The organism is Bdellovibrio sp. HCB209 (assembly GCF_047306065.1).
Taxonomy (GTDB): Bacteria; Bdellovibrionota; Bdellovibrionia; order Bdellovibrionales; family Bdellovibrionaceae; genus Bdellovibrio.
Genome location: NZ_CP178618.1, coordinates 17,522 through 36,081, shown reverse-complemented (window position 1 = coordinate 36,081; position 18,560 = coordinate 17,522). Strand labels below are relative to the sequence as shown.

21 protein-coding genes are annotated in these 18,560 nt (G+C 44.7%); 11 read left to right on the top strand and 10 right to left on the bottom strand.

What is annotated here, in order from left to right:
- The first annotated feature begins 35 nt into the window (after positions 1-35).
- The 5 genes from ACLVWP_RS00185 to ACLVWP_RS00165 all read left to right on the top strand — a co-directional run bounded on the left by ACLVWP_RS00185 (position 36) and on the right by ACLVWP_RS00165 (position 3,949).
- A complete protein-coding gene (locus tag ACLVWP_RS00185) occupies positions 36-674 on the top strand; it encodes a radical SAM protein (RefSeq protein ID WP_413559238.1) in 639 nt (212 codons plus the stop codon).
- Between the two features lie 43 nt (positions 675-717).
- Positions 718-1,017 carry a helix-turn-helix domain-containing protein gene (locus tag ACLVWP_RS00180; protein ID WP_061834327.1) on the top strand — a complete coding sequence of 100 codons (300 nt, stop codon included), beginning with the start codon at positions 718-720 and terminating at the stop codon, positions 1,015-1,017.
- Positions 1,018-1,251: 234 nt separating this feature from the next.
- Positions 1,252-2,676, top strand: coding sequence for a replicative DNA helicase (gene dnaB, locus ACLVWP_RS00175; protein ID WP_413559237.1), 1,425 nt, complete (start codon positions 1,252-1,254; stop codon positions 2,674-2,676).
- A 17-nt stretch (positions 2,677-2,693) separates the two neighbouring features.
- Positions 2,694-3,629, top strand: a complete 936-nt coding sequence (locus tag ACLVWP_RS00170) for an SDR family oxidoreductase (RefSeq protein WP_413559236.1) — start codon at positions 2,694-2,696, stop codon at positions 3,627-3,629.
- A 116-nt stretch (positions 3,630-3,745) separates the two neighbouring features.
- Entirely contained in the window at positions 3,746-3,949 is a 204-nt protein-coding gene (locus ACLVWP_RS00165; RefSeq protein ID WP_413559235.1) for a hypothetical protein, read from the top strand.
- 63 nt (positions 3,950-4,012) lie between these two features.
- On the opposite strand, the gene ACLVWP_RS00160 is transcribed toward ACLVWP_RS00165, so the two are convergent.
- From ACLVWP_RS00160 to rpsF, 4 genes are all read right to left on the bottom strand, one after another.
- Positions 4,013-5,077, bottom strand: a complete 1,065-nt coding sequence (locus tag ACLVWP_RS00160; protein WP_413559234.1) for a S1 family peptidase — start codon at positions 5,075-5,077, stop codon at positions 4,013-4,015.
- A 179-nt stretch (positions 5,078-5,256) separates the two neighbouring features.
- Complete coding sequence (gene rplI, locus ACLVWP_RS00155; RefSeq protein ID WP_413559233.1) at positions 5,257-5,703, bottom strand: 50S ribosomal protein L9; 447 nt, start codon at positions 5,701-5,703, stop codon at positions 5,257-5,259.
- Positions 5,704-5,743: 40 nt separating this feature from the next.
- Complete coding sequence (locus tag ACLVWP_RS00150; RefSeq protein WP_413559232.1) at positions 5,744-6,631, bottom strand: DUF2232 domain-containing protein; 888 nt, start codon at positions 6,629-6,631, stop codon at positions 5,744-5,746.
- Between the two features lie 16 nt (positions 6,632-6,647).
- Positions 6,648-7,091 (bottom strand): 30S ribosomal protein S6, encoded by a 444-nt coding sequence (gene rpsF / locus ACLVWP_RS00145; RefSeq protein WP_413559231.1) that lies wholly within the window; start codon positions 7,089-7,091, stop codon positions 6,648-6,650.
- Between the two features lie 146 nt (positions 7,092-7,237).
- Here rpsF and ACLVWP_RS00140 point away from each other — a divergent pair, with 146 nt between their 5' ends.
- Both ACLVWP_RS00140 and ACLVWP_RS00135 read left to right on the top strand, forming a co-directional pair.
- Positions 7,238-7,927: an FHA domain-containing protein gene (locus tag ACLVWP_RS00140; RefSeq protein ID WP_413559230.1), complete on the top strand. Its 690-nt coding sequence runs from the start codon at positions 7,238-7,240 to the stop codon at positions 7,925-7,927.
- A gap of 16 nt (positions 7,928-7,943) precedes the next feature.
- Positions 7,944-8,825: an alpha/beta fold hydrolase gene (locus tag ACLVWP_RS00135; RefSeq protein ID WP_413559229.1), complete on the top strand. Its 882-nt coding sequence runs from the start codon at positions 7,944-7,946 to the stop codon at positions 8,823-8,825.
- On the opposite strand, the gene ACLVWP_RS00130 is transcribed toward ACLVWP_RS00135, so the two are convergent.
- The 6 genes from ACLVWP_RS00130 to ACLVWP_RS00105 all read right to left on the bottom strand — a co-directional run bounded on the left by ACLVWP_RS00130 (position 8,822) and on the right by ACLVWP_RS00105 (position 15,108).
- On the bottom strand, positions 8,822-9,385 hold the full coding sequence (locus ACLVWP_RS00130; protein ID WP_413559228.1) for a hypothetical protein: 564 nt from the start codon (positions 9,383-9,385) through the stop codon (positions 8,822-8,824). The two genes, ACLVWP_RS00135 and ACLVWP_RS00130, sit on opposite strands and share 4 nt — an antisense overlap.
- Before the next feature lie 135 nt (positions 9,386-9,520).
- Complete coding sequence (locus tag ACLVWP_RS00125) at positions 9,521-11,122, bottom strand: S8 family serine peptidase (RefSeq protein ID WP_413559227.1); 1,602 nt, start codon at positions 11,120-11,122, stop codon at positions 9,521-9,523.
- 151 nt (positions 11,123-11,273) lie between these two features.
- Positions 11,274-11,519, bottom strand: coding sequence for a hypothetical protein (locus ACLVWP_RS00120; RefSeq protein WP_413559226.1), 246 nt, complete (start codon positions 11,517-11,519; stop codon positions 11,274-11,276).
- Between the two features lie 204 nt (positions 11,520-11,723).
- Positions 11,724-12,512 carry a succinate dehydrogenase/fumarate reductase iron-sulfur subunit gene (locus ACLVWP_RS00115; protein WP_413559225.1) on the bottom strand — a complete coding sequence of 263 codons (789 nt, stop codon included), beginning with the start codon at positions 12,510-12,512 and terminating at the stop codon, positions 11,724-11,726.
- 10 nt (positions 12,513-12,522) lie between these two features.
- Positions 12,523-14,439 (bottom strand): fumarate reductase/succinate dehydrogenase flavoprotein subunit, encoded by a 1,917-nt coding sequence (locus tag ACLVWP_RS00110; RefSeq protein ID WP_413559224.1) that lies wholly within the window; start codon positions 14,437-14,439, stop codon positions 12,523-12,525.
- A 12-nt stretch (positions 14,440-14,451) separates the two neighbouring features.
- Positions 14,452-15,108 carry a succinate dehydrogenase cytochrome b subunit gene (locus ACLVWP_RS00105; RefSeq protein WP_413559223.1) on the bottom strand — a complete coding sequence of 219 codons (657 nt, stop codon included), beginning with the start codon at positions 15,106-15,108 and terminating at the stop codon, positions 14,452-14,454.
- A 182-nt stretch (positions 15,109-15,290) separates the two neighbouring features.
- Here ACLVWP_RS00105 and ACLVWP_RS00100 point away from each other — a divergent pair, with 182 nt between their 5' ends.
- The 4 genes from ACLVWP_RS00100 to ACLVWP_RS00085 are packed head-to-tail and all read left to right on the top strand — an operon-like array spanning position 15,291 to position 18,560.
- Positions 15,291-16,064 carry an electron transfer flavoprotein subunit beta/FixA family protein gene (locus ACLVWP_RS00100; protein ID WP_413559222.1) on the top strand — a complete coding sequence of 258 codons (774 nt, stop codon included), beginning with the start codon at positions 15,291-15,293 and terminating at the stop codon, positions 16,062-16,064.
- Positions 16,065-16,073: 9 nt separating this feature from the next.
- Entirely contained in the window at positions 16,074-17,042 is a 969-nt protein-coding gene (locus ACLVWP_RS00095) for an electron transfer flavoprotein subunit alpha/FixB family protein (RefSeq protein WP_413559221.1), read from the top strand.
- A gap of 2 nt (positions 17,043-17,044) precedes the next feature.
- A complete protein-coding gene (locus ACLVWP_RS00090) occupies positions 17,045-17,698 on the top strand; it encodes a lysophospholipid acyltransferase family protein (protein WP_413559220.1) in 654 nt (217 codons plus the stop codon).
- 52 nt (positions 17,699-17,750) lie between these two features.
- Entirely contained in the window at positions 17,751-18,560 is an 810-nt protein-coding gene (locus ACLVWP_RS00085) for a peptidylprolyl isomerase (RefSeq protein ID WP_413559219.1), read from the top strand.

Below are 18,560 nucleotides of genomic sequence, written 5' to 3'. Positions count from 1 at the left end.
TGGCGCGGGGCCTCCAAGACAAAGAGCCAGTGAGAATGCTTAAAATAAACGAGATTTTCTACAGTATCCAAGGTGAAACAACGTACGTAGGTGCTCCTACGGTGTTTGTGCGCACCACTGCGTGCAATTTGCGTTGCACATACTGCGATACAAAATATTCGTATTATGAAGGCGAAATGCAGTCCCTTGAAGCGATCATGGCAGAGATTGATTCTCACCAAGCTCCGCATGTTTGTGTTACGGGTGGCGAACCGTTGTTACAAAAAGAAGTTCACACGTTGATGAAAGAACTTTGCGACAAGGGTTACAAAGTTTCTTTGGAAACATCTGGTTCTAAATCAATCAAAGCAGTTGATCCGCGCGTAAAAGTTATTCTTGATGTGAAAACTCCAGACAGTGGTGCTGCAAATTCTTTCTTGATGGAGAACATCGAACTTTCCACTCCCAGTACGGAGTACAAGTTCGTTATCTGTTCCGAAGAAGACTTGATTTGGTCTGAAAATTTCTGCCGTCAACACAATTTGTTCGAAAAATTTGTGGTTTTATACAGCCCATCATACGGCCAAGTGTCTGAACGCTGGTTGGCAGAAAAAATATTGCATCAAAAATCATCTGCAAGGTTGCAATTGCAACTGCATAAGTATATTTGGTCTCCCGAAACACGCGGAGTATAGTTTACTCCAAAAACCCACGCACTGATGTAATTCCGGGAGTTCCATGACGCCGAACCTTAACAGTTCAGATAATCTTTTTGTCGCTAACCTTCAGTCTGTAAGTTTGGAAAAACTTGTAAAAAGCAAACTGGAAGTTCTTTTTGCTCAACAAAAAGAGGCGCAAGTAGAATTGAACGGTTTGTACAATGTAGTAATCGAACAAGTTGAAAAACCACTTCTTGAGCTAGCATTGCGTGCGTACAACGGTAATCAAGTTAAGACTGCTCAGATGCTTGGCATCAATCGCAACACTCTTAAGAAGAAAATTGATAACTACAAAATTCGTGTTAAAAAATTGAACTAATTCGTTCATAATTTACACCAGCGAGCCATCCAGAACCACCACCCAGTTAAAGCCTCGCAATTTTATTCTCCCCCCGTAAAAAGGGGTTCGAAAAAAGTAGGTTTGATTTCAAAAAGTGACAGCCCCAAGGCGCAAGGCGGAGGCCCTACTAAAAAGTAGGCCGACAACGAAGCAACGAAGGGGATGGCGGTTTTTCAAATCAAACCGGTGTTCTGAGCACGAGGGGTTGTGTTTATGAGTACTCGCATTCCACCGCAAAATCTTGAGGCCGAACAGTCCATTCTGGGCGGCATTATGCTTGATCGAGAAGCTCTTGATCAAGTGGGTGACGTTCTCTTTGCAGAGGACTTCTACAAGCCTGCACATCAAAAGATTTATGCTGCCATCAAAGATCTTCACGGTAAAAATCAGCCAATCGACATCATCACTGTTACCAACGTGCTTCAAGCCGAAGGTTCCATGGATATGGTCGGTGGACCTGAATATTTGATCGGCTTACTTGATAAAACTATTTCTTCAGCAAACATCGCTTCGCACGCTAAAATCGTTCGCGAAAAAGGTTTGCTACGTAAGTTGATCACTGCAAATAGCAAATTGATCGAACGCGCTTACGATCAAGATTTCGCTGACGTTGAGTCCTTCATGGACCAAGCCGAATCAGAAATCTTCAAACTAACAGAGACTAAGCAACAAACAGGTCTTGTTGGCTCTATGGAAATCGTTAAGGCTTCCATCCAAAAGATCGAAGAGCTTTATAAACGTAAAGCAGATGTAACGGGTCTTCCAACTGGCTTCACTGAGCTGGATAAAATGACGTCCGGTCTTCACCCAGGTGAGATGACGATCATCGCCGCTCGTCCGTCTATGGGTAAAACAGCGTTCTCTCTGAACGTTGCTCAACACATCGCCCTTCGCGCTAAGAAAGTTATCGCGTACTTCTCTCTCGAGATGGGTAAAGAAGCCATGATGATGCGTATGTTGTCCTCTGAGGCGCGCGTTAACATGAATGAAATCCGTAACGGTAAAATCCAAGACTCTGCATGGCCTAAGCTGATTAACGCAGCCAGCGCCCTTTCTGAGGCTGGAATCTTTATCGATGATACTCCAGGTATGTCGCCATTTGAGATCCGTTCTCGTGCTCGTCGTTTGAAGGCTGAACACGGTATCGATTGCATCATGATCGACTACTTGCAGTTGATGAGTATGAAACAAAAATTCTCTTCACGTGAGCAAGAGGTTGCCGAAATCTCTAAAAGCTTGAAGTCGATTGCCAAGGAACTTCAGGTTCCTATCATCGCACTAGCCCAGCTGAATCGTGGGGTAGAGGGTCGTGCGGACCGTCGTCCAATGCTTTCTGACCTGCGTGAATCCGGATCTATCGAACAAGATGCCGACGTTATCATGATGCTTTATCGTGATGACTACTACGACAAGGAAGATCCAGACAAAGCAGGTCATGCGGAAGTTATCGTTGGTAAACAGCGTAACGGTGCCACGGGTACTGTTAAGCTTAAATTCGATGCCAAGCACTCCCGCTTCCGTGATCCTGAGCCAAGCGAACAGGGTAGTGGACATATTAATCCACTTCCTCCGCCGCAAGCTCCGCCTCCGATGCCAGGTGGCAGACCGAAAAACTTTGCTCCGGGCGCTCCAGCCTAGGATAATAAGGGCCACATATGTGGCCTTTTTCACGTTATCACCGCAAAGATACTCCGCAAACTTTCAAGCCTGTGATTTTAGTCACGGGTTGTTCCAATGGTATTGGCTTAGAGCTCGCGCAAATTTTGTATCACGAGCATCCTGAATACCGAGTCGTCGCAACCGCTCGCGAAAAAAGCTTACAGAAAGTCCGCGATCATTTTTTAGAAAACGATCGCTTCATGATTTACCCTCTCGACGTCACGAAAGAACAAGAACGCAAAGAGCTCATCAATCACATCAATAAAACTTGGGGTGGTGTGGATATCTTGGTGAATAACGCCGGTATCTCATATCGTTCTGTGATTGAGCACATGACCGCTCAAGACGAGCTTCTGCAAATGGAAACGAACTACCTAGGACCTATGGGATTGATCCGCAGAGTTCTGCCGTATATGCGTGAAACCGGCCGCGGAAAAATCATCAACGTCTCTTCTGTGGCGGGAATGCTTGCGATGCCAACGATGTCATCGTACTCGGCTTCCAAATATGCACTCGAGGGCGCCAGCGAAGCATTGTGGTATGAAATGCGCCCCTTCGGCGTGCAGGTTTCTTTGGTGCAGCCAGGATTCGTGAACAGCAGCTCTTTCATGAATGTTTATCATTCAGAATTGTCAGATCCATCCCACAACTGGAATGGACCGTACTGCGATTTCTATACGAACATGACACCGTTTGTAGCCAAGATGATGCGTATGTCGCGATCCTCAGCTCACAAAATCGCAAAGCTCATTATCAAAACAATTAAAACTGAGAATCCGCCGCTGTGGATTCCTGCAACCTTAGATGCCACGGTGTTTTATTATATCCGTCGTCTTTTACCGCGCAGAATCTTGCTGCCCGTACTCTATTGGTTCCTGCCCAACGCCAAGCATTGGAGCAAAGGCTTCTCCAACCGCAGACCTAAGGCCTAGACCAAGATCTGTATGTTCGATTTTAGATTGAGTTAATTTTAACCACTTGATTGAGTGGAAGGGTCGATAAGACATAGGCGCATGGATCGCACCTATACAGAGCACGGAGGCCCACTATGGAAAAGGGACTTGCCCAGGTTGTGGTTGAAGCCACAGGACTTCCTGAGAGCCCAGTAGCGAACGAGCTACAAAGATTGATGTCTGCACACGGCACGAACGCCGATGAGCTTACCATCGACCAATTAAGAGAAATGATGGTCGACTACCTGAACGAAGTGTTCTTGGAACTCGCATCCGAAGACGAAATCAAATCTGCCTAGTACAAAAAACAAAAGGCCCCGGTTTCCCGAGGCCTTTTTTAATTCTTATTTTAAATCCGAAAACTAGATTTCGAAGTCTGCAACGTATTGTTCAGGAGCTTCTTCTTTTGTAGAAGGGCTCAACTGTTTCATCGCTGCAGAGATGAAGTTCCACTCAGCGTGTACTTTAGTGTAGATCGCGTAGTTAGAGCAGTCATCGATACCATCTTTACCAGTACCGCGGCTTGTAACACCCCAAAGGTATTCAGTACCGTTTACGTTGATGAACGCTGGACCACCAGAGTCACCGTGGCAAGCGCCTTTACCTTGAGTTTGATCCAAAGCAACTTCAGTTTCGCCGAATGGTTGGATCACTGTTACGTCAGTTTTTTTCAAGATGCTTTCGTTTTCTTGAGTCAACTTGTAGCAAACAGTTTTGTCGTATGTGCAACCAACTTCACCAGTTTGAACTGCAACATCAAAGTTAGGGTATGTTTTTGGATCGATTTGTTCTTTCTTAACGTTCGTCAAACCGTAACCAGCCAAAGTAACAACTGCACCATTCTTCAAGATAGATTCATCTGTAAGGATGTTAGCAACTTGGTAGTTTTCAGGGATAGACTTAGAAAGTTTGATAACGGCGATATCGTAGTTATCAGCACCTTGATCACGGTCAGAGATCTCTACGCCGTCACCATTTGGGTTGCCTGATTTTTTAAGCTTTTCGATCGTTTCACGAAGACGAGCATCACCTTCACCGTATTGTGGGTGAACGATAACGTCAGATACTGGAACGATGTTTGATCTTTCCATTTTATTCAAATCAGTCGCGAACACTACGTACATAACTGATTTTTTGTATTCAGCGCCTGGGATACAGTGAGCAGCCGTCAAAACCAAGTCTTTAGAGATGATTGAACCTGTGCACTGGAATTGTGCTTGTTGGTTGTCTTGAGTCAATACAGTCACGATGATGGAAACTGTAGACTTTCTTACGATGTCGTCTTGAGCAACCGCTTCGCCACCAATAATAGCGGAGGATTTGCCAGATGCAGATACAGAACCAGATTGCTTATTCGGAGTACAAGCTGCAACAGCCGCTAGTGCACCCATTGATAAAGCTAACTTAAGAGATTTGATTGTGTTCATTGAACCCCCTCCAATGGCGCTCTTTAAACACCCAAAATGGAACCAGGGCAATATAAAAAATTCGATGCTATCCATAAGATTACGTTATGGTAAAGATGACAAAGCATCTGGGCCGCAGACAAAATAAAAAGGCCCCGGTTTCCCGAGGCCTCTTCATAGTTTTGCGTACAATATATAGATTAAGCGCGCTCAACTGCGATTTGGATCTTAGCTTCCAAACCTTCGTGGTAACGAACAACCGCTTTGTGTTGACCCAATACTTTGATTGGCTCTTCCAAGTGGATGTCGCGACGATCGATAGAGTGACCCATTTTTTGAAGCTCTTTAGAGATATCTGTAGTTGTTACAGTACCGAAAAGCTTGTCAGAGTCAGCACCAGCTTGAAGTTTGAACGTAACAGTAGTGCCGTTGATTTTGTTCAAAATCTCTTGGCGCTCTGCTAGAGCTTTCTTCTTTTTAGTTTCAGCAACGCGTTTCAAGTGTTCGTATTCTTTTACGCGTTTTTCAGTAGCTTCAGCAGCCAATTTACGTGGGAACAAGAAGTTTCTCGCGAAACCTTCAGAAACGTTCACCAATTCACCAACGCGACCTACATCTTTAACGTCTTTTTGAAGAATAACTTTCATGTGATCTCCATACTTCAGCTTGCGCCAAAGTTTAAATAAGTTAGCTAGCTTTAGGAGCCGTCATCTTACGAATACGACTTCTGAAATCCAGCCAGTAATCGATCAAACCAACAACGCTCAAAACGAGCACCAATTGGCCGACCAAGATTATGTACACCAAGAATCGAGTGAAAGTTCCTGCTTTCATCGAATTAAGGCATACCTCCAACACTGCTAACCCCTGAAAAAAATAAAGAACGAGTGCTACGTTCACAATATTTACTGCGAGGATCGCAATGGCCTTACCGCCAAAACTCACCATCGTTAGAAGGAAGGCTGTCATCGCTACCCAAATGAAAAAATCAGGCACGCGATATTCTAACAACTTGAGCTGAGAGGCAATTTTCTCGCGGGGCATATTGAGCCACGAAAAAACCCTTCTCTCAAAAATTAATCCCACACCTAGTGCTAAAATCAGAGTGATAGCAATGGCTGATGGAATTTGCTGCATCAGAACCGAAGCGTCCAATTTAACTGCAGGATTCATTTTCTGAACCTGTTCAGTAAACTGTTCGACCAGTTTTTGAACTTCAGCGTACGTGTTAATCCCGTTTACTTTGAATGCGCCATAAAGAGAGATGCTTGCAGCACCTGTCCCAAGCAACACGCTCAGAATACCGGATAGCCACCACCCAAGACCTCTTTGCTCAAGTTCATTGTATGCTCCTAAAGTCATCCAAACAGAGCCAATAAACATCGCTAAAGGTTGAGCGTTGAGGAGCCACGCAGCCCCTGTTACCAACAGTCCTAGAAGCCAAAAAGCCCAAGGACCGTAAGCCTGACGGAGCACACGAAGAAGTGGGGCACCAAACACTACAGTCATCATCGACAACAAAATCGAGAGAGATGAAATTGTGATGAATTTCTGTGGTGATGCGTACTTCTTCATGGCTTGACGCCTTTAATTACTCGCCACGGTCTGCGCGGTCTGCTTTAGCAGCAGCGAACGCAGCTTTACGAGCTTGGATCTTAGCTTCGCGCTCTTTTTCACGAGCAGCAGATTCAGAAAGACCTTTTTTGAAGCCTTCCATGAATTTAGCCAAAGAAACACGCTCATCAAGACGAGTGTGCATAAAGCGAAGTACTTTGTCGTTGATACGCATAGTACGTTCCAACTCAGCTACAGCTTGAGTGTCAGCTTCGAATGTAGAGTGGAAGTATGTCGCTTTTTTCAACTTGCCGATTGGAGTCGCCAAGTTACGTTTGCCCCAAGTTTCCAAAGAGTTGATAGAACCTTTGAAAGACTCGATAGTTGCTTTATTCTTCTTGAATAGATCTTTTTGATCTTCAAGAGTTGCATCTGGATGCATAAGAATCACAACCTCGTAAGGCACTGTGTTTTTTTCCATGTATAATCCTTTCGGTTAAAGCCCCCACCATACAGGGGTGGGAACAAGGATGACTTTTTAAAATGTTTAACGGGTTTAGCACGCCTTAAGTTTGAGCACAAGGAATAGTCCTTTGATTCATCCGAATCCAGCCCTAGAATGTCTAAATGGTCACTTTTATTGAGATTCTTAATGGAGTTAACGAGGGTTCCCGACATCAAATTCGGGATGGAATGACGCTGGGGAGATCCCAGGCGGACATCATCATCAAGGACCCCAAGGTTTCTGGAACTCATGCTCAGGTGGCCATTGATGGTAAGGGGCAGCTGGTTCTATTGGATTTAGACTCCTCCAATGGCCTTCACATTGACGGTCGCCGTGTAAAGAAAATCGCGTTAATTCCAGGGGTTATCTTTGAAGTCGGCCGTACCGAGTTTAAAGTTATCACCGTCGAAGAAGAGCAAGCTCCTGATTTCGAACGCCTCCTGACTTGGCGCAACATCGTGAGCGTAAAGGTGCCTGAGCTACAAATCGAGAACACGGAACCCAAGAAACAACTCGAGAGATTCTCACCTGCTTTGAAATTGAACTTCATCCGTGGCATTCAGGCTGATGAGGAAATTATTTTAGGGTATGGCCCCCGTATGGCGGGAGCAGACTCCTTAGATATTGAGCTTTTGGATGTGGATGCTCCACGAGATGCGTTCCAGTTGGTGGCTGGCCCGGGACAAGTTCAGCTAAAAGTTTTGGCCACTGGACGAGTTACTCTGAATAATAAAAAGGTCTCTGCCGAAATGCTAAGTGATGGTGATATGATTTCCATCGGCAGCACAGTAATCAAGGTCAGCTATTTGTAATTGCTAGAAGGTTCTAATGGAAACAACGCCAAAGAGCATCGGTACATTTGAAAGCTATGATGGCACTTCCATCTACTACGAAACTCACGGACAAGGTGAGCCGCTGGTATTGATCTATGGTATCGCGTGCCCAATCAATCACTGGCACTATCAAATTGAATATTTCTCTCGCAACTATCAAGTCATTGCTTTCGATTTACGTGGACACCACAAAAGCACTCCGATTGCAGACATGAGCCAGTTAACTCTCGAAGCCGTTTGCAAAGATATCCTCGAGATGTTGAATCATCTGAATATTAAAAGCGCGCACTTCGCCGGACACAGCTTTGGTGTCCCCGTGCTTTTGAATCTTTATTCGATGAGCCCGTCTAGTGTTCGCTCCATGACATTCATTAATGGTTTTGCGCGCAATCCAATTAAAGGCATGTTCGGTCTTGAGATTGTCGAGCCGTTCTTTTATTTCGTAAAGGGACAATACGAAACTCAACCTGATCTGTGGAATACTCTGTGGAAAGTTGCCGTAGACAATCCTTTGGCAATGTATGCGACGGCTTTAGCGGGTGGTTTCAATCTACGTGTCACTCATTTCAAAGATATTGAAGTCTACTGTCGTGGTGTTGCGCGAATGAATTTGAAAGTTTTTATTTCTCTTTTCGAAGAGTTGATGAAATACGACGGGGAGTCCGTGTTGGAACAAATCGAAGTTCCAGTGCTAGTGATTTCTGGTGAAAAAGACGCCGTCACTCCGATCCGTTTTCAATATCACTTAAAAGAGAAAATTAAACACTCTGAGTTCGTGCTTGTACCTTACGGTTCTCATTGCACGCAGCTGGATTTCCCAGACTATACCAATCTGAAAATCGAAAAATTCCTTAAGGATGGCGTGCGCGAGGACTAAAGCTCCTCGCGACGGCGACGATTAAATTTCAAAACAGCACCACAAAATAAAGCGGCGGCTATCAGCAGATGAATCGCGTGATCTCTTGTGCCGAATTCTAAGTGTTCTGGAACCAACAGCCACAACGAATCATCGCGCACGATACGCCCAATGGTTGGCATGCCTGGCGTTCCGACAATAAAACCAAGAACTCCCAACACCGCATAGAAAGACCCAATTGCGAACGAAAATTTCTTAGCACGCACCTCGCTGCTTAAGCCTGCCCAAACCAACATTCCGCCAGTTATAAAAAAGATTAAATTACTATACAGCGACAGATGGGCACCTAAAAAATTATCAACGACTGTTCCGATAAGGCCTGTCGTAACCAGCAATATACCCGTGACCACGCCGGTTTCTTGCGCATAGGTTTTTCTTTCGATCACCCCTTGCAGCTGACCTTTGCGGATCACTTCACTTTGTGAATTTATTTCGTCAGAAATGCGCCCACGCAGCGTTTGCTTTGCACCGGGTGGCTTCGCTCGAGGATTGGATCTATTACGTTCTAATTCGGGTTCCATAAAACCTCCGATAGATAGAGGTATTATCTCGTTCACAGGACCGAAAGGGGAGCGCAGGAGATCGGATGTGACTAAAAACAAAAAGCCACCTCAATACAGAGATGGCTTTTGTATTTTTAAAGTTTTGCGACCGGACTAACGGTAAGCAACTTTAGTGATATCGAAACCGTAGCGGTTTACAGAGTCATCAGATGTGAAAACAACTGTCGCTTTGTCGCCTTCGATAACCGCAGAGAATGTGTCATCTGCTTTACCAGAAATCGTTTGTACAAGTTTTCCAGTTGAATCAAAGATTTCAGCTTTATCGTAGTCGCGCTCTGTATCGAATTTTTCGAAGTAGATCGCGATTTGTTTCGCACCAGAAGCACCAACTTCAAAAGTTAGTTTTGATTTACCAGTGTATGGATGTGGAGTTGATGCAGAAGCTTCAACTGTTTTCCAGTTCACAGGATCGTTTTGATCTGGAGGAGCAATCGTGTTCGTCAAAGCAGAGTATGCATTTGCGATACCCATTGTGCGAACTTTACCACGAAGACCTGGGATTGGTTTCGCTGTCGCCATGATGCGCTCTTTGATTTGCAAACCAGTTAAGCCTGGCTCATTTGAAAGCAACAATGCAGCGATACCAGATACATGCGGAGTCGCCATTGAAGTTCCGGACCAAGAATCGTAACCACCGTTAGAGATTGAAGAGTAGATGTTTACGCCCGGAGCACCTACGTGAACTTTTGATTTTCCGTAGTTAGAGAATGAAGCCAAACGACCAGAGTCATCAATCGCCGCCACAGAAAGTACGTTTGGAATGTCGTACGTTGCTGGGTAAGTTGGATTTGCATCGTTGTCGTTAGATTCGTTACCGGCTGCTGCGATAAAGATCACGCCAGCATCGTTTGCTCTTTGAATAGCTTGTTTCAAAGTTTCAGAGAAACCGCCGCCACCCCATGAGTTTGAAAGAACTTTCGCACCCATTTTAACAGCGTAGTCGATACCTTTGATCGCGCCTTCAAGAGAACCAGAACCGTCTTTAGAAAGGAATTTTACACCCATCAAACGAACATTCCAGTTTACACCCACGATACCTTTGCCATCGTCACCTTTTGCACCGATTGTACCAGAGCAGTGTGAACCGTGACCGTGATCGTCGATTGGGTTACCAGTTGGTTTAGCTGCATTTACGAAGTTTGCACCGTAAATATCGTCGATGATGCCGTTGCCGTCATCGTCTACACCAGCTTGACCATTCAATTCAGCTTCGTTCGTCCACAAGTTTTCTTTAAGATCTGGATGGTTGTAGTCGATACCAGTATCGATAACTGCAACCAAAACATCTTTAGAACCTGTTGTGATATCCCAAGCTTGAAGAGCGCTGATATCTACACCAGCAGTCTTAGCATTGTTCATACCCCACAAGCGGCTCAACATTGGATCGTTTGGAGTTTTGTTGATGCGGTAGATGTAGTTTGGTTCAACGATATCTACTAGTGGATTTTGAGAAAGAGTTTTTACTACGTTCTCTGTAAGTTCGAACACAGGTCTTTTGATAACCACGATGTTCATTGAAGGAATCGTATCTTTAACGTACGCACCTAGTTGCTGACTCAATACTTGTGCAGATTGAACTGCGTATTGATTTTTAAGTTGTACGATATATTCACCAGGCACAGCTTCAGGTTTTGCAGCGAACGCGCTAACAGAAACGAACAAACCGAGCACGGCTCTTCCAATAAGCCCTCTCATAAATCCCTCCTTCAATGGGTGATTCTGCAGGAGGAAAGTCTCGGCAATAATTGCCTAGTGGTTCCCCCAGTTCCAAAATGGTACCAATCTGAAAGTCAGGATTTTATTTGTTTTTAGAGACGACTCCAAACCTAGACCATCGTCCAGCGTTTTAGCCAGTCTTTGGTCTTGTTGGCTTGGCGGATTTCTCTTCAGCGAACCCGAAACTCATTTGTTCGGGCAGTTTGAATTGCACGATCTTTTCAGGATGTTGAGCCATCTCGCGCTTTTCAGACGGAGTAACAACATTCACTCCCTCTGAAACCTTAATTAGATGCTTAATAAAGGCTTCTTTCACACTGTCCGGTGCGTTTTTATTGAAGCCAAGTTCTGCCATTAGTTGATCAATCTTCTTCATAAGCCCAATCCTTGGTCTAGTTTTCGGAAGTTTGATGTTCGAGCTTTAGAGGAAAATCACAGATGAAAGTCTAGGAGATGTATCTCAATGAGAAGGACCGATGATGCAGAATTTAAAGGTTAAAAAATTAATAAAAAAAGGGGCTCATGTAACTGAACCCCTTAAAATCATTAGAATTTATATGAACTAATTGAACAAGAAGACTTAGCCTGCTCCGCCATCTTTATGCTTAGGTCTCTGAGTCAAAACAGCACCCAAGAACTGACGATTCATACGAGAGATGTTTGTCAGCTGAATCTCTTTCGGACAAGCAGCTTCACATGCACCCGTCGTGGTACAAGCACCGAATCCTTCTTTATCCATCGCTGCAACCATGCGCAAAGCACGCTCATCTTTTTCAACAGCACCTTGCGGAAGCAAAGCCATGTGAGAGATTTTTGCTGATGTGAATAGCGCTGCAGAAGCATTTTTACAAGCTGCCACACACGCACCGCAACCGATACAAGTCGCAGAACTCATCGCTTCGTCAGCATCTGCTTTGGGAATCAAGATCGCGTTGGCGTCCTGTGGATTTCCAGTATTTTGAGAGATGTAACCACCAGAGGAGATAATGCGATCGAATGCAGAACGATCGACCATCAAGTCTTTAATTACTGGGAACGAGTTTGCTCTGAACGGTTCAATCGTTAGAGTTTCACCATCGTTATAGTTACGCATATGAAGTTGGCAAACAGTCGTTGCTTTCAACTTACCGTGTGCTTCACCGTCGATAACGAAACCGCAAGTACCACAGATACCTTCACGGCAGTCATGGTCAAACGCAATTGGCTCTTCGCCTTTTGCTACGATTTCTTCGTTCACAGCATCTAGCATCTCAAGAAAAGAAGCGTGCTCAGAAACATTCTTTGCTTGGTACTCAACGAAGGAGCCTTGATCTTTAGCTCCTTTTTGTCTCCAAACTTTCAAAGTTAGATTGATATGTTTTCCACTCATTTTAAGCCTCTTATTTATAGCTACGAGTTGCTAGGTGAACGTTATCAAATTGAAGCTCTTCTTTGTGGCGCACAGATGTTTTCATGTTACCTGTGTATTCCCACGCAGCTACGTGACAGAAATTAGTATCATCACGTTTTGCTTCACCATTATCTTGGTGCTCTTCACGGAAGTGACCACCACATGATTCTTCGCGCTCAAGAGCATCACGGCACATCAACTCGCCAAGCTCCAAGAAGTCTGCAACACGTCCTGCTTTTTCAAGCTCAACGTTCAAGTAGTTTGGATCGCCCGGGATACGAACGTTTTGCCAGAACTCTTCACGAACTTTTGGAATCTCTTCAAGAGCTTTTTTCAAACCAGCAGCATTACGACCCATACCGCAGTTTTCCCACATGATGTTACCTAGCTCTTTATGGAAGCTATCAACTGTGCGGTTACCTTGGATGCCAACAAGCGTGCTGATTTCTTTTTTAACGCCATCAAGAGCTGCTTTGAACGCATCGTCTTGAGTTGTTACTTTGTTCAGTTTTGTGCCGCCCAAGTAGTTACCGATAGAATATGGAACTACGAAGTAACCGTCAGCCAAACCTTGCATCAATGCAGATGCACCCAAGCGATTCGCACCGTGGTCAGAGAAGTTCGCTTCACCAGCGATGAAACAACCAGGGATTGTCGATTGAAGGTTATAATCCACCCACAAGCCACCCATTGTGTAGTGAGGAGCCGGGTAGATCATCATTGGACGTTTATAAGGGTTGTCGCCAGTGATCTTGTCGTACATTTCGAACAAGTTTCCGTAGCGCTCAGAAATTTTATCTTCGCCCAAACGTTTAATAGAGTCAGCGAAATCCAAGTAAACAGCTTTACCAGATTCGTTAACACCACGGCCTTCATCACAAGCGTATTTCGCCTGACGAGATGCCACGTCACGAGGAGCCAAGTTACCGAATGAAGGGTAAACGCGCTCCAAGTAGTAATCGCGTTCGTTTTCAGGGATATCATTTGGATGACGTTTATCACCAACTGCTTTTGGAACCCATACGCGACCGTCATTACGAAGTGATTCAGACATCAACGTCAATTTTGACTGATTGTCGCCGTGAACCGGAATGCACGTTGGATGGATTTGCGTGTAGCAAGGATTTGCAAAGTAAGCGCCACGTTTGTGGGCTTTCCAAGCAGCCGTTACCGCACAGTTCATCGCATTTGTAGAAAGGAAGAATACGTTCGAGTAACCACCAGAGGCGATGATAACTGCATCAGCTTCGTGGGCTTCGATTTCACCCGTTAGCAAGTTACGAACGATAATACCGCGAGCTTTACCGTCGATAACCACAAGATCAAGCATCTCGCGGCGGTAACGAAGCTCAACAGTTCCAGCGTCAACTTGTCTCATCATTTGCGAGTAAGCGCCCAACAAAAGCTGCTGACCTGTTTGACCGCGGGCATAGAATGTACGGGAAACTTGCGCACCACCGAATGAACGATTCGCCAAAGTTCCGCCGTATTCACGTGCAAAAGGAACACCTTGAGAAACCATTTGGTCGATGATGTTCGCAGATACTTCAGCCAAACGATAAACGTTAGCCTCACGTGCGCGGAAGTCTCCGCCTTTTACTGTGTCGTAGAAAAGACGGTAAGTAGAGTCACCGTCATTTTGATAGTTTTTCGCAGCATTGATACCACCTTGAGCCGCCACGGAATGGGCACGGCGAGGGGATTCATGCACGCAGAATGCTTTTACTTTATAACCAAGCTCACCCAATGAAGCAGCCGCAGATGCACCAGCAAGGCCAGTACCCACAACGATTACAGAGTGTTTTCTTTTATTCGCAGGGTTCACAAGTTTGTTTTCAAACTTTGCTTTTTCCCATTTGTCTTCAATCGCACCACTTGGAATTTTGCTATCTAAAATGTTAGCCATGATGTCTGCTCCTTAGCGAGTGAGGAAGAGGTAAAGAGGTTGAGAGATGAAACCAAAAGCTACGATAATGCCGTAACCAATGCTTAGTTTCGTCCAAACATTGCGGTAAGTGCCTTCCATCAATCCCAAAGATTGGAATGTGGAACCCACACCGTGTTTCAAGTGGAAACCCAAAAGAATCAACGCAACTACGTACCAAACAACGTAACCAGGTTGCTGGAATACTTCTTCCATCAACTTTGCTAAGTCACGCATCGGAACGCCGTTCACGTTCGTCTCGTAGTAATGTCCGTATTTGAACGTGATCAAATGCAGAATAACGAAAACCAAAATCAAAGAACCTTGGATCGCCATTGTTCTAGAAGCCAAAGAAACCTTTTTTGCTCCCTTAGCTGCAACAGCGTATTTTTGCCCTTTAGATTCGCGATTGTTTTTTGTAAGAGAGATCGCCAATGAAACGTGGCTGATCAATGCCAAGACAAGAACTGCTTCGGCAACGTAGATAATTTTTCCGCTAGTCAGTGCGTGGCCGTAAGCATTGTAAGCATCATGGCTTACGAAAATGAGCATGTTACCGGCCATGTGTGCAAGTACGAAGCCTGCCCAGATAAGACCAGTTAAACCCATTAGGTATTTCTTCCCGACAGTGGACCCGAGAAATGATAACATGGTTTGAAACCCCTTGTGTTGTAGCTGTGAATTCTCATTAAGTTTTTAATTAACTTACTCCTCGGGGGTTTGATTTGTCCATGACCCCTGTCATGTTTCGCAACATGTTAGACTTTGAGGATTTAGTTTTGCCTCTGAAATCATCTGCGATAGAACTGGTCCTCTAAAAACGGGGTAAAAATATGAAGATTTTCGTGTGCATCAAACAGGTGCCAGACACTGAAACTAAAATTAAAATCTCTCCCGACCAAACTGGTATTGATACGGCGGGAATTAAATGGGTTATGAACCCTTACGACGAATACGCAGTCGAGGAAGCGAACAAACTTCGCGATGCAAACCCAGGTTCTCAAGTATGGGTTTTGAGCGCGGGTCCTAAAGCACGCGTCGTGGAATCCTTGCGTACAGCGCTTGCTATGGGTGCTGACGAAGCCATCGTAATCAACGGCGAAGGTCTAGATAACTTCTCAACTGCAAAAGCACTTGCTGAAGTGATCAAAGCTGAAGGCGGAATGAAAATCATTTTCACCGGCAAGCTTGCGATCGACGACAATGCTTCTTCAGTAAGCCAAATGATGGCTGAATTCTTGAACGTTCCTCACACAACTGTGGTTTCTAAATTCGCATTCAATGGCGAAAATGTAACGGTTGAACGTGACGTTGAGGGCGGAGCGAAAGAAGTTGTGCAAATGATGACTCCAGCAGTTGTAGGCGCAAACAAAGGCTTGAACATGCCTCGTTACGCTTCTCTTCCGGGTATCATGAAGGCTAAGAAAAAAGTGATCAAAGAAATCGAATTCGCTTCTTTGAACATTCCTGCTTCTGACATCAAAGTAAAATACTCTGGCATGACTCTTCCGGCAGATAAACCAGCAGTTAAAATGCTTTCTGGCGACTCTTCTGCACAAGCAGCAGAGCTAGTTAAACTTCTTCGCGACGAAGCGAAGGTTCTGTAGGAGTTGGCAATGGGTAAAGTATTAGTTTTTGCTGAACAAACAAACGGTAAACTTAAACGCAGCTCTATGGAGCTTTTGCAAGCGGCCGCTAAATCTGGAAACACAGTTGTTGCTGTGACTTTCGGTTCTCACGCGGGTGATGTGACTGCAGCTATCGGCCATAACGGTGCTTCTGAAGTTCATGTTGTGAAAGATGCGACTCTTGATTCCTACAATCCAGAGGCATACACGGCAAACATGGTTGCTATCGTTAACAAAGTTCAACCTTCGATCATCTTGTCTTCAGCTTCTTCAACAGGTAAGGACTTGTTCCCACGTGTTGCGGCTCGCTTGAACACGGGTGTTGCAAGTGATTGCACTCAATTGACTATCTCTGGTGACAACGTAACTGCTGTTAAACCCATGTACTCTGGTAAAGCATTTGCGACTGTTAACTTTGAAAACAGCCCGATCAAAATCGTTTTGATGCGCGCAAATCAACTTCCAGTTGATGCTGCTGACACTTCAAAATCTGCAAATGTTGTTGAGCATGCGAATGCAGCAACTGATTTGAAAACTTTGATCAAAGAAATCGTTAAAGGTGCCTCTGAAAAATTGGATCTAACTGAAGCGAACATCATCGTTTCTGGCGGTCGCGGTCTTAAAGAAGCAGCTAACTTCAAAGTATTGAACGATCTTGCTGACGTACTGGGTGCAACTGTTGGTGCAACTCGTGCAGTAGTGGACGCTGGTTGGGTAGGACACGGTATGCAAGTGGGTCAAACTGGTAAAACAGTAGCTCCTTCTTTGTACATCGCTGTTGGTATCTCTGGCGCGATTCAACATTTGGCAGGTATGGGTTCATCTAAAGTTATCGTTGCTATCAACAACGATGCAAATGCACCGATCTTCCAAAAAGCTACTTACGGTATCGTAGGTGACGCTCTTGAAATCGTTCCTAAATTGACTGAAGAGTTCAAAAAGGCTCTTCACCACTAATTGTGTTTAGGAAATACATCCTTCCGATTATTGTGTTTGTATTTTATCGAACCCTCTCATGGACGTGGAGGGTTCGTCTTTCTGAGCCTGAATCCCTAAAAAAATCTCTCGATAATAAAAATCCTGTAGTCCTTGCTCACTGGCATGGTGATGAATTGGCGTTGCTATCGATCGTTAAGCGCTATCGAATTGCTACAATTGCATCGCAATCCAAAGACGGCGAGTTGATGGCAACAGTTCTAAAATGGATGGGTGCAAAAACCAGTCGTGGGTCTTCCACGCGCGGTGGTGTACAAGCCCTTAAAGGTCTTTTGCGTTTAGTAAAAGACGGGGGAAATTGCAGCTTTGCGGTTGATGGCCCAAAAGGCCCGTTACACAAAGTGAAGCCCGGAGTTTTCGAACTTTCTCGCATGATTCACGGCCCGATTTATGCGGCCGGAGTCCATGTTGATCGCGCGATTCACTTCCCAAGATCGTGGAATAAAACTTATCTACCCAAACCATTTGCGAAGGTCTCCATCGTTTGGAGTGAGGCACTTCCTCCAGTCACTAAAGAACAAGATCCAAGAAACCCAGACCTTGCTCTAGAGTTGGAAGCACTTTTACACGCTACACGCGAGCAAGCTCTTAATTTCATTGCGGATAATAAGGCCTAGTGCTAGCGTTTTAACATAGTTTGCATTCAACTTTTTAAAGGGACTTTTAAAGATGAAATTAGTTATTAGCATCTTGATGCTCATCGCAGCACCAGCGTTCGCGCAAAAATCTTCTGATGTGTTGGCTCAGGTGGGTAAAAAAACGATCACTCTGGACGAATTCAATAAGAAATATAACGATATCAAATCTAAAACGACAAATCCGCCACCTAAAGATTTGTTCCTTGAAGACTTGATCCGTTACGAAGTGGGTTTGCAAGAAGCTGAAAAACGTAACTTGGAGAAAGATCCAATCGTTCAAGAACAACTTCGCCAAGCTATGTACAAAGCCCTTCTTGAAAAAGAACTTGGCCCTGTAGTTCAAAAAATCAACGTTTCTGACAAAGAAATGGCTGACTGGTACAAAAACAATCCAGAAATCCGCACTAGCAACATCCTGATCGAATACAAACCAGGTGCATCTGCGGCCCAAATCGCTGAAGCAAGAAAACGTGCTGACGAGATCTATTCTGAAGTTAAAAAATCCAAACGTCCGTTCGAAGAGTTGGTAAAACTTTATTCTGACGACGCGATTTCTAAGCAAGCAGGTGGTGACATCGGCTGGCAGTCACGTGTTACTATCGTTCCGTCATACTATGAGGCAGCTGCTTCCATGAAGGTCGGTGATATCAAGGGGCTCATCGAATCTCCATACGGCTTCCACATTATTAAAGTGACGGGTCGTCGCAGCTTTGAAAACGCTGATAAACGCCAAATCAGAGCGGCAGTTTACGACGAGAAAAGAAAAGTTATCTTTAATAACTACTTTGATAAGTTGAAAAAATCATACTCTATCAAAGAAAATAAAAACCTTATCAAATAA

Excerpts from the sequence above, each read along its gene's own strand:
- ACLVWP_RS00185 (WP_413559238.1), top strand. The coding sequence starts at position 36 with ATGCTTAAAATAAACGAGATTTTCTACAGTATCCAAGGTGAAACAACG.
- ACLVWP_RS00180 (WP_061834327.1), top strand. The coding sequence starts at position 718 with ATGACGCCGAACCTTAACAGTTCAGATAATCTTTTTGTCGCTAACCTT.
- dnaB (WP_413559237.1), top strand. The coding sequence starts at position 1,252 with ATGAGTACTCGCATTCCACCGCAAAATCTTGAGGCCGAACAGTCCATT.
- ACLVWP_RS00170 (WP_413559236.1), top strand. The coding sequence starts at position 2,694 with ATGTGGCCTTTTTCACGTTATCACCGCAAAGATACTCCGCAAACTTTC.
- ACLVWP_RS00165 (WP_413559235.1), top strand. The coding sequence starts at position 3,746 with ATGGAAAAGGGACTTGCCCAGGTTGTGGTTGAAGCCACAGGACTTCCT.
- ACLVWP_RS00160 (WP_413559234.1), bottom strand. The coding sequence starts at position 5,077 with ATGAACACAATCAAATCTCTTAAGTTAGCTTTATCAATGGGTGCACTA.
- rplI (WP_413559233.1), bottom strand. The coding sequence starts at position 5,703 with ATGAAAGTTATTCTTCAAAAAGACGTTAAAGATGTAGGTCGCGTTGGT.
- ACLVWP_RS00150 (WP_413559232.1), bottom strand. The coding sequence starts at position 6,631 with ATGAAGAAGTACGCATCACCACAGAAATTCATCACAATTTCATCTCTC.
- rpsF (WP_413559231.1), bottom strand. The coding sequence starts at position 7,091 with ATGGAAAAAAACACAGTGCCTTACGAGGTTGTGATTCTTATGCATCCA.
- ACLVWP_RS00140 (WP_413559230.1), top strand. The coding sequence starts at position 7,238 with ATGGTCACTTTTATTGAGATTCTTAATGGAGTTAACGAGGGTTCCCGA.
- ACLVWP_RS00135 (WP_413559229.1), top strand. The coding sequence starts at position 7,944 with ATGGAAACAACGCCAAAGAGCATCGGTACATTTGAAAGCTATGATGGC.
- ACLVWP_RS00130 (WP_413559228.1), bottom strand. The coding sequence starts at position 9,385 with ATGGAACCCGAATTAGAACGTAATAGATCCAATCCTCGAGCGAAGCCA.
- ACLVWP_RS00125 (WP_413559227.1), bottom strand. The coding sequence starts at position 11,122 with ATGAGAGGGCTTATTGGAAGAGCCGTGCTCGGTTTGTTCGTTTCTGTT.
- ACLVWP_RS00120 (WP_413559226.1), bottom strand. The coding sequence starts at position 11,519 with ATGAAGAAGATTGATCAACTAATGGCAGAACTTGGCTTCAATAAAAAC.
- ACLVWP_RS00115 (WP_413559225.1), bottom strand. The coding sequence starts at position 12,512 with ATGAGTGGAAAACATATCAATCTAACTTTGAAAGTTTGGAGACAAAAA.
- ACLVWP_RS00110 (WP_413559224.1), bottom strand. The coding sequence starts at position 14,439 with ATGGCTAACATTTTAGATAGCAAAATTCCAAGTGGTGCGATTGAAGAC.
- ACLVWP_RS00105 (WP_413559223.1), bottom strand. The coding sequence starts at position 15,108 with ATGTTATCATTTCTCGGGTCCACTGTCGGGAAGAAATACCTAATGGGT.
- ACLVWP_RS00100 (WP_413559222.1), top strand. The coding sequence starts at position 15,291 with ATGAAGATTTTCGTGTGCATCAAACAGGTGCCAGACACTGAAACTAAA.
- ACLVWP_RS00095 (WP_413559221.1), top strand. The coding sequence starts at position 16,074 with ATGGGTAAAGTATTAGTTTTTGCTGAACAAACAAACGGTAAACTTAAA.
- ACLVWP_RS00085 (WP_413559219.1), top strand. The coding sequence starts at position 17,751 with ATGAAATTAGTTATTAGCATCTTGATGCTCATCGCAGCACCAGCGTTC.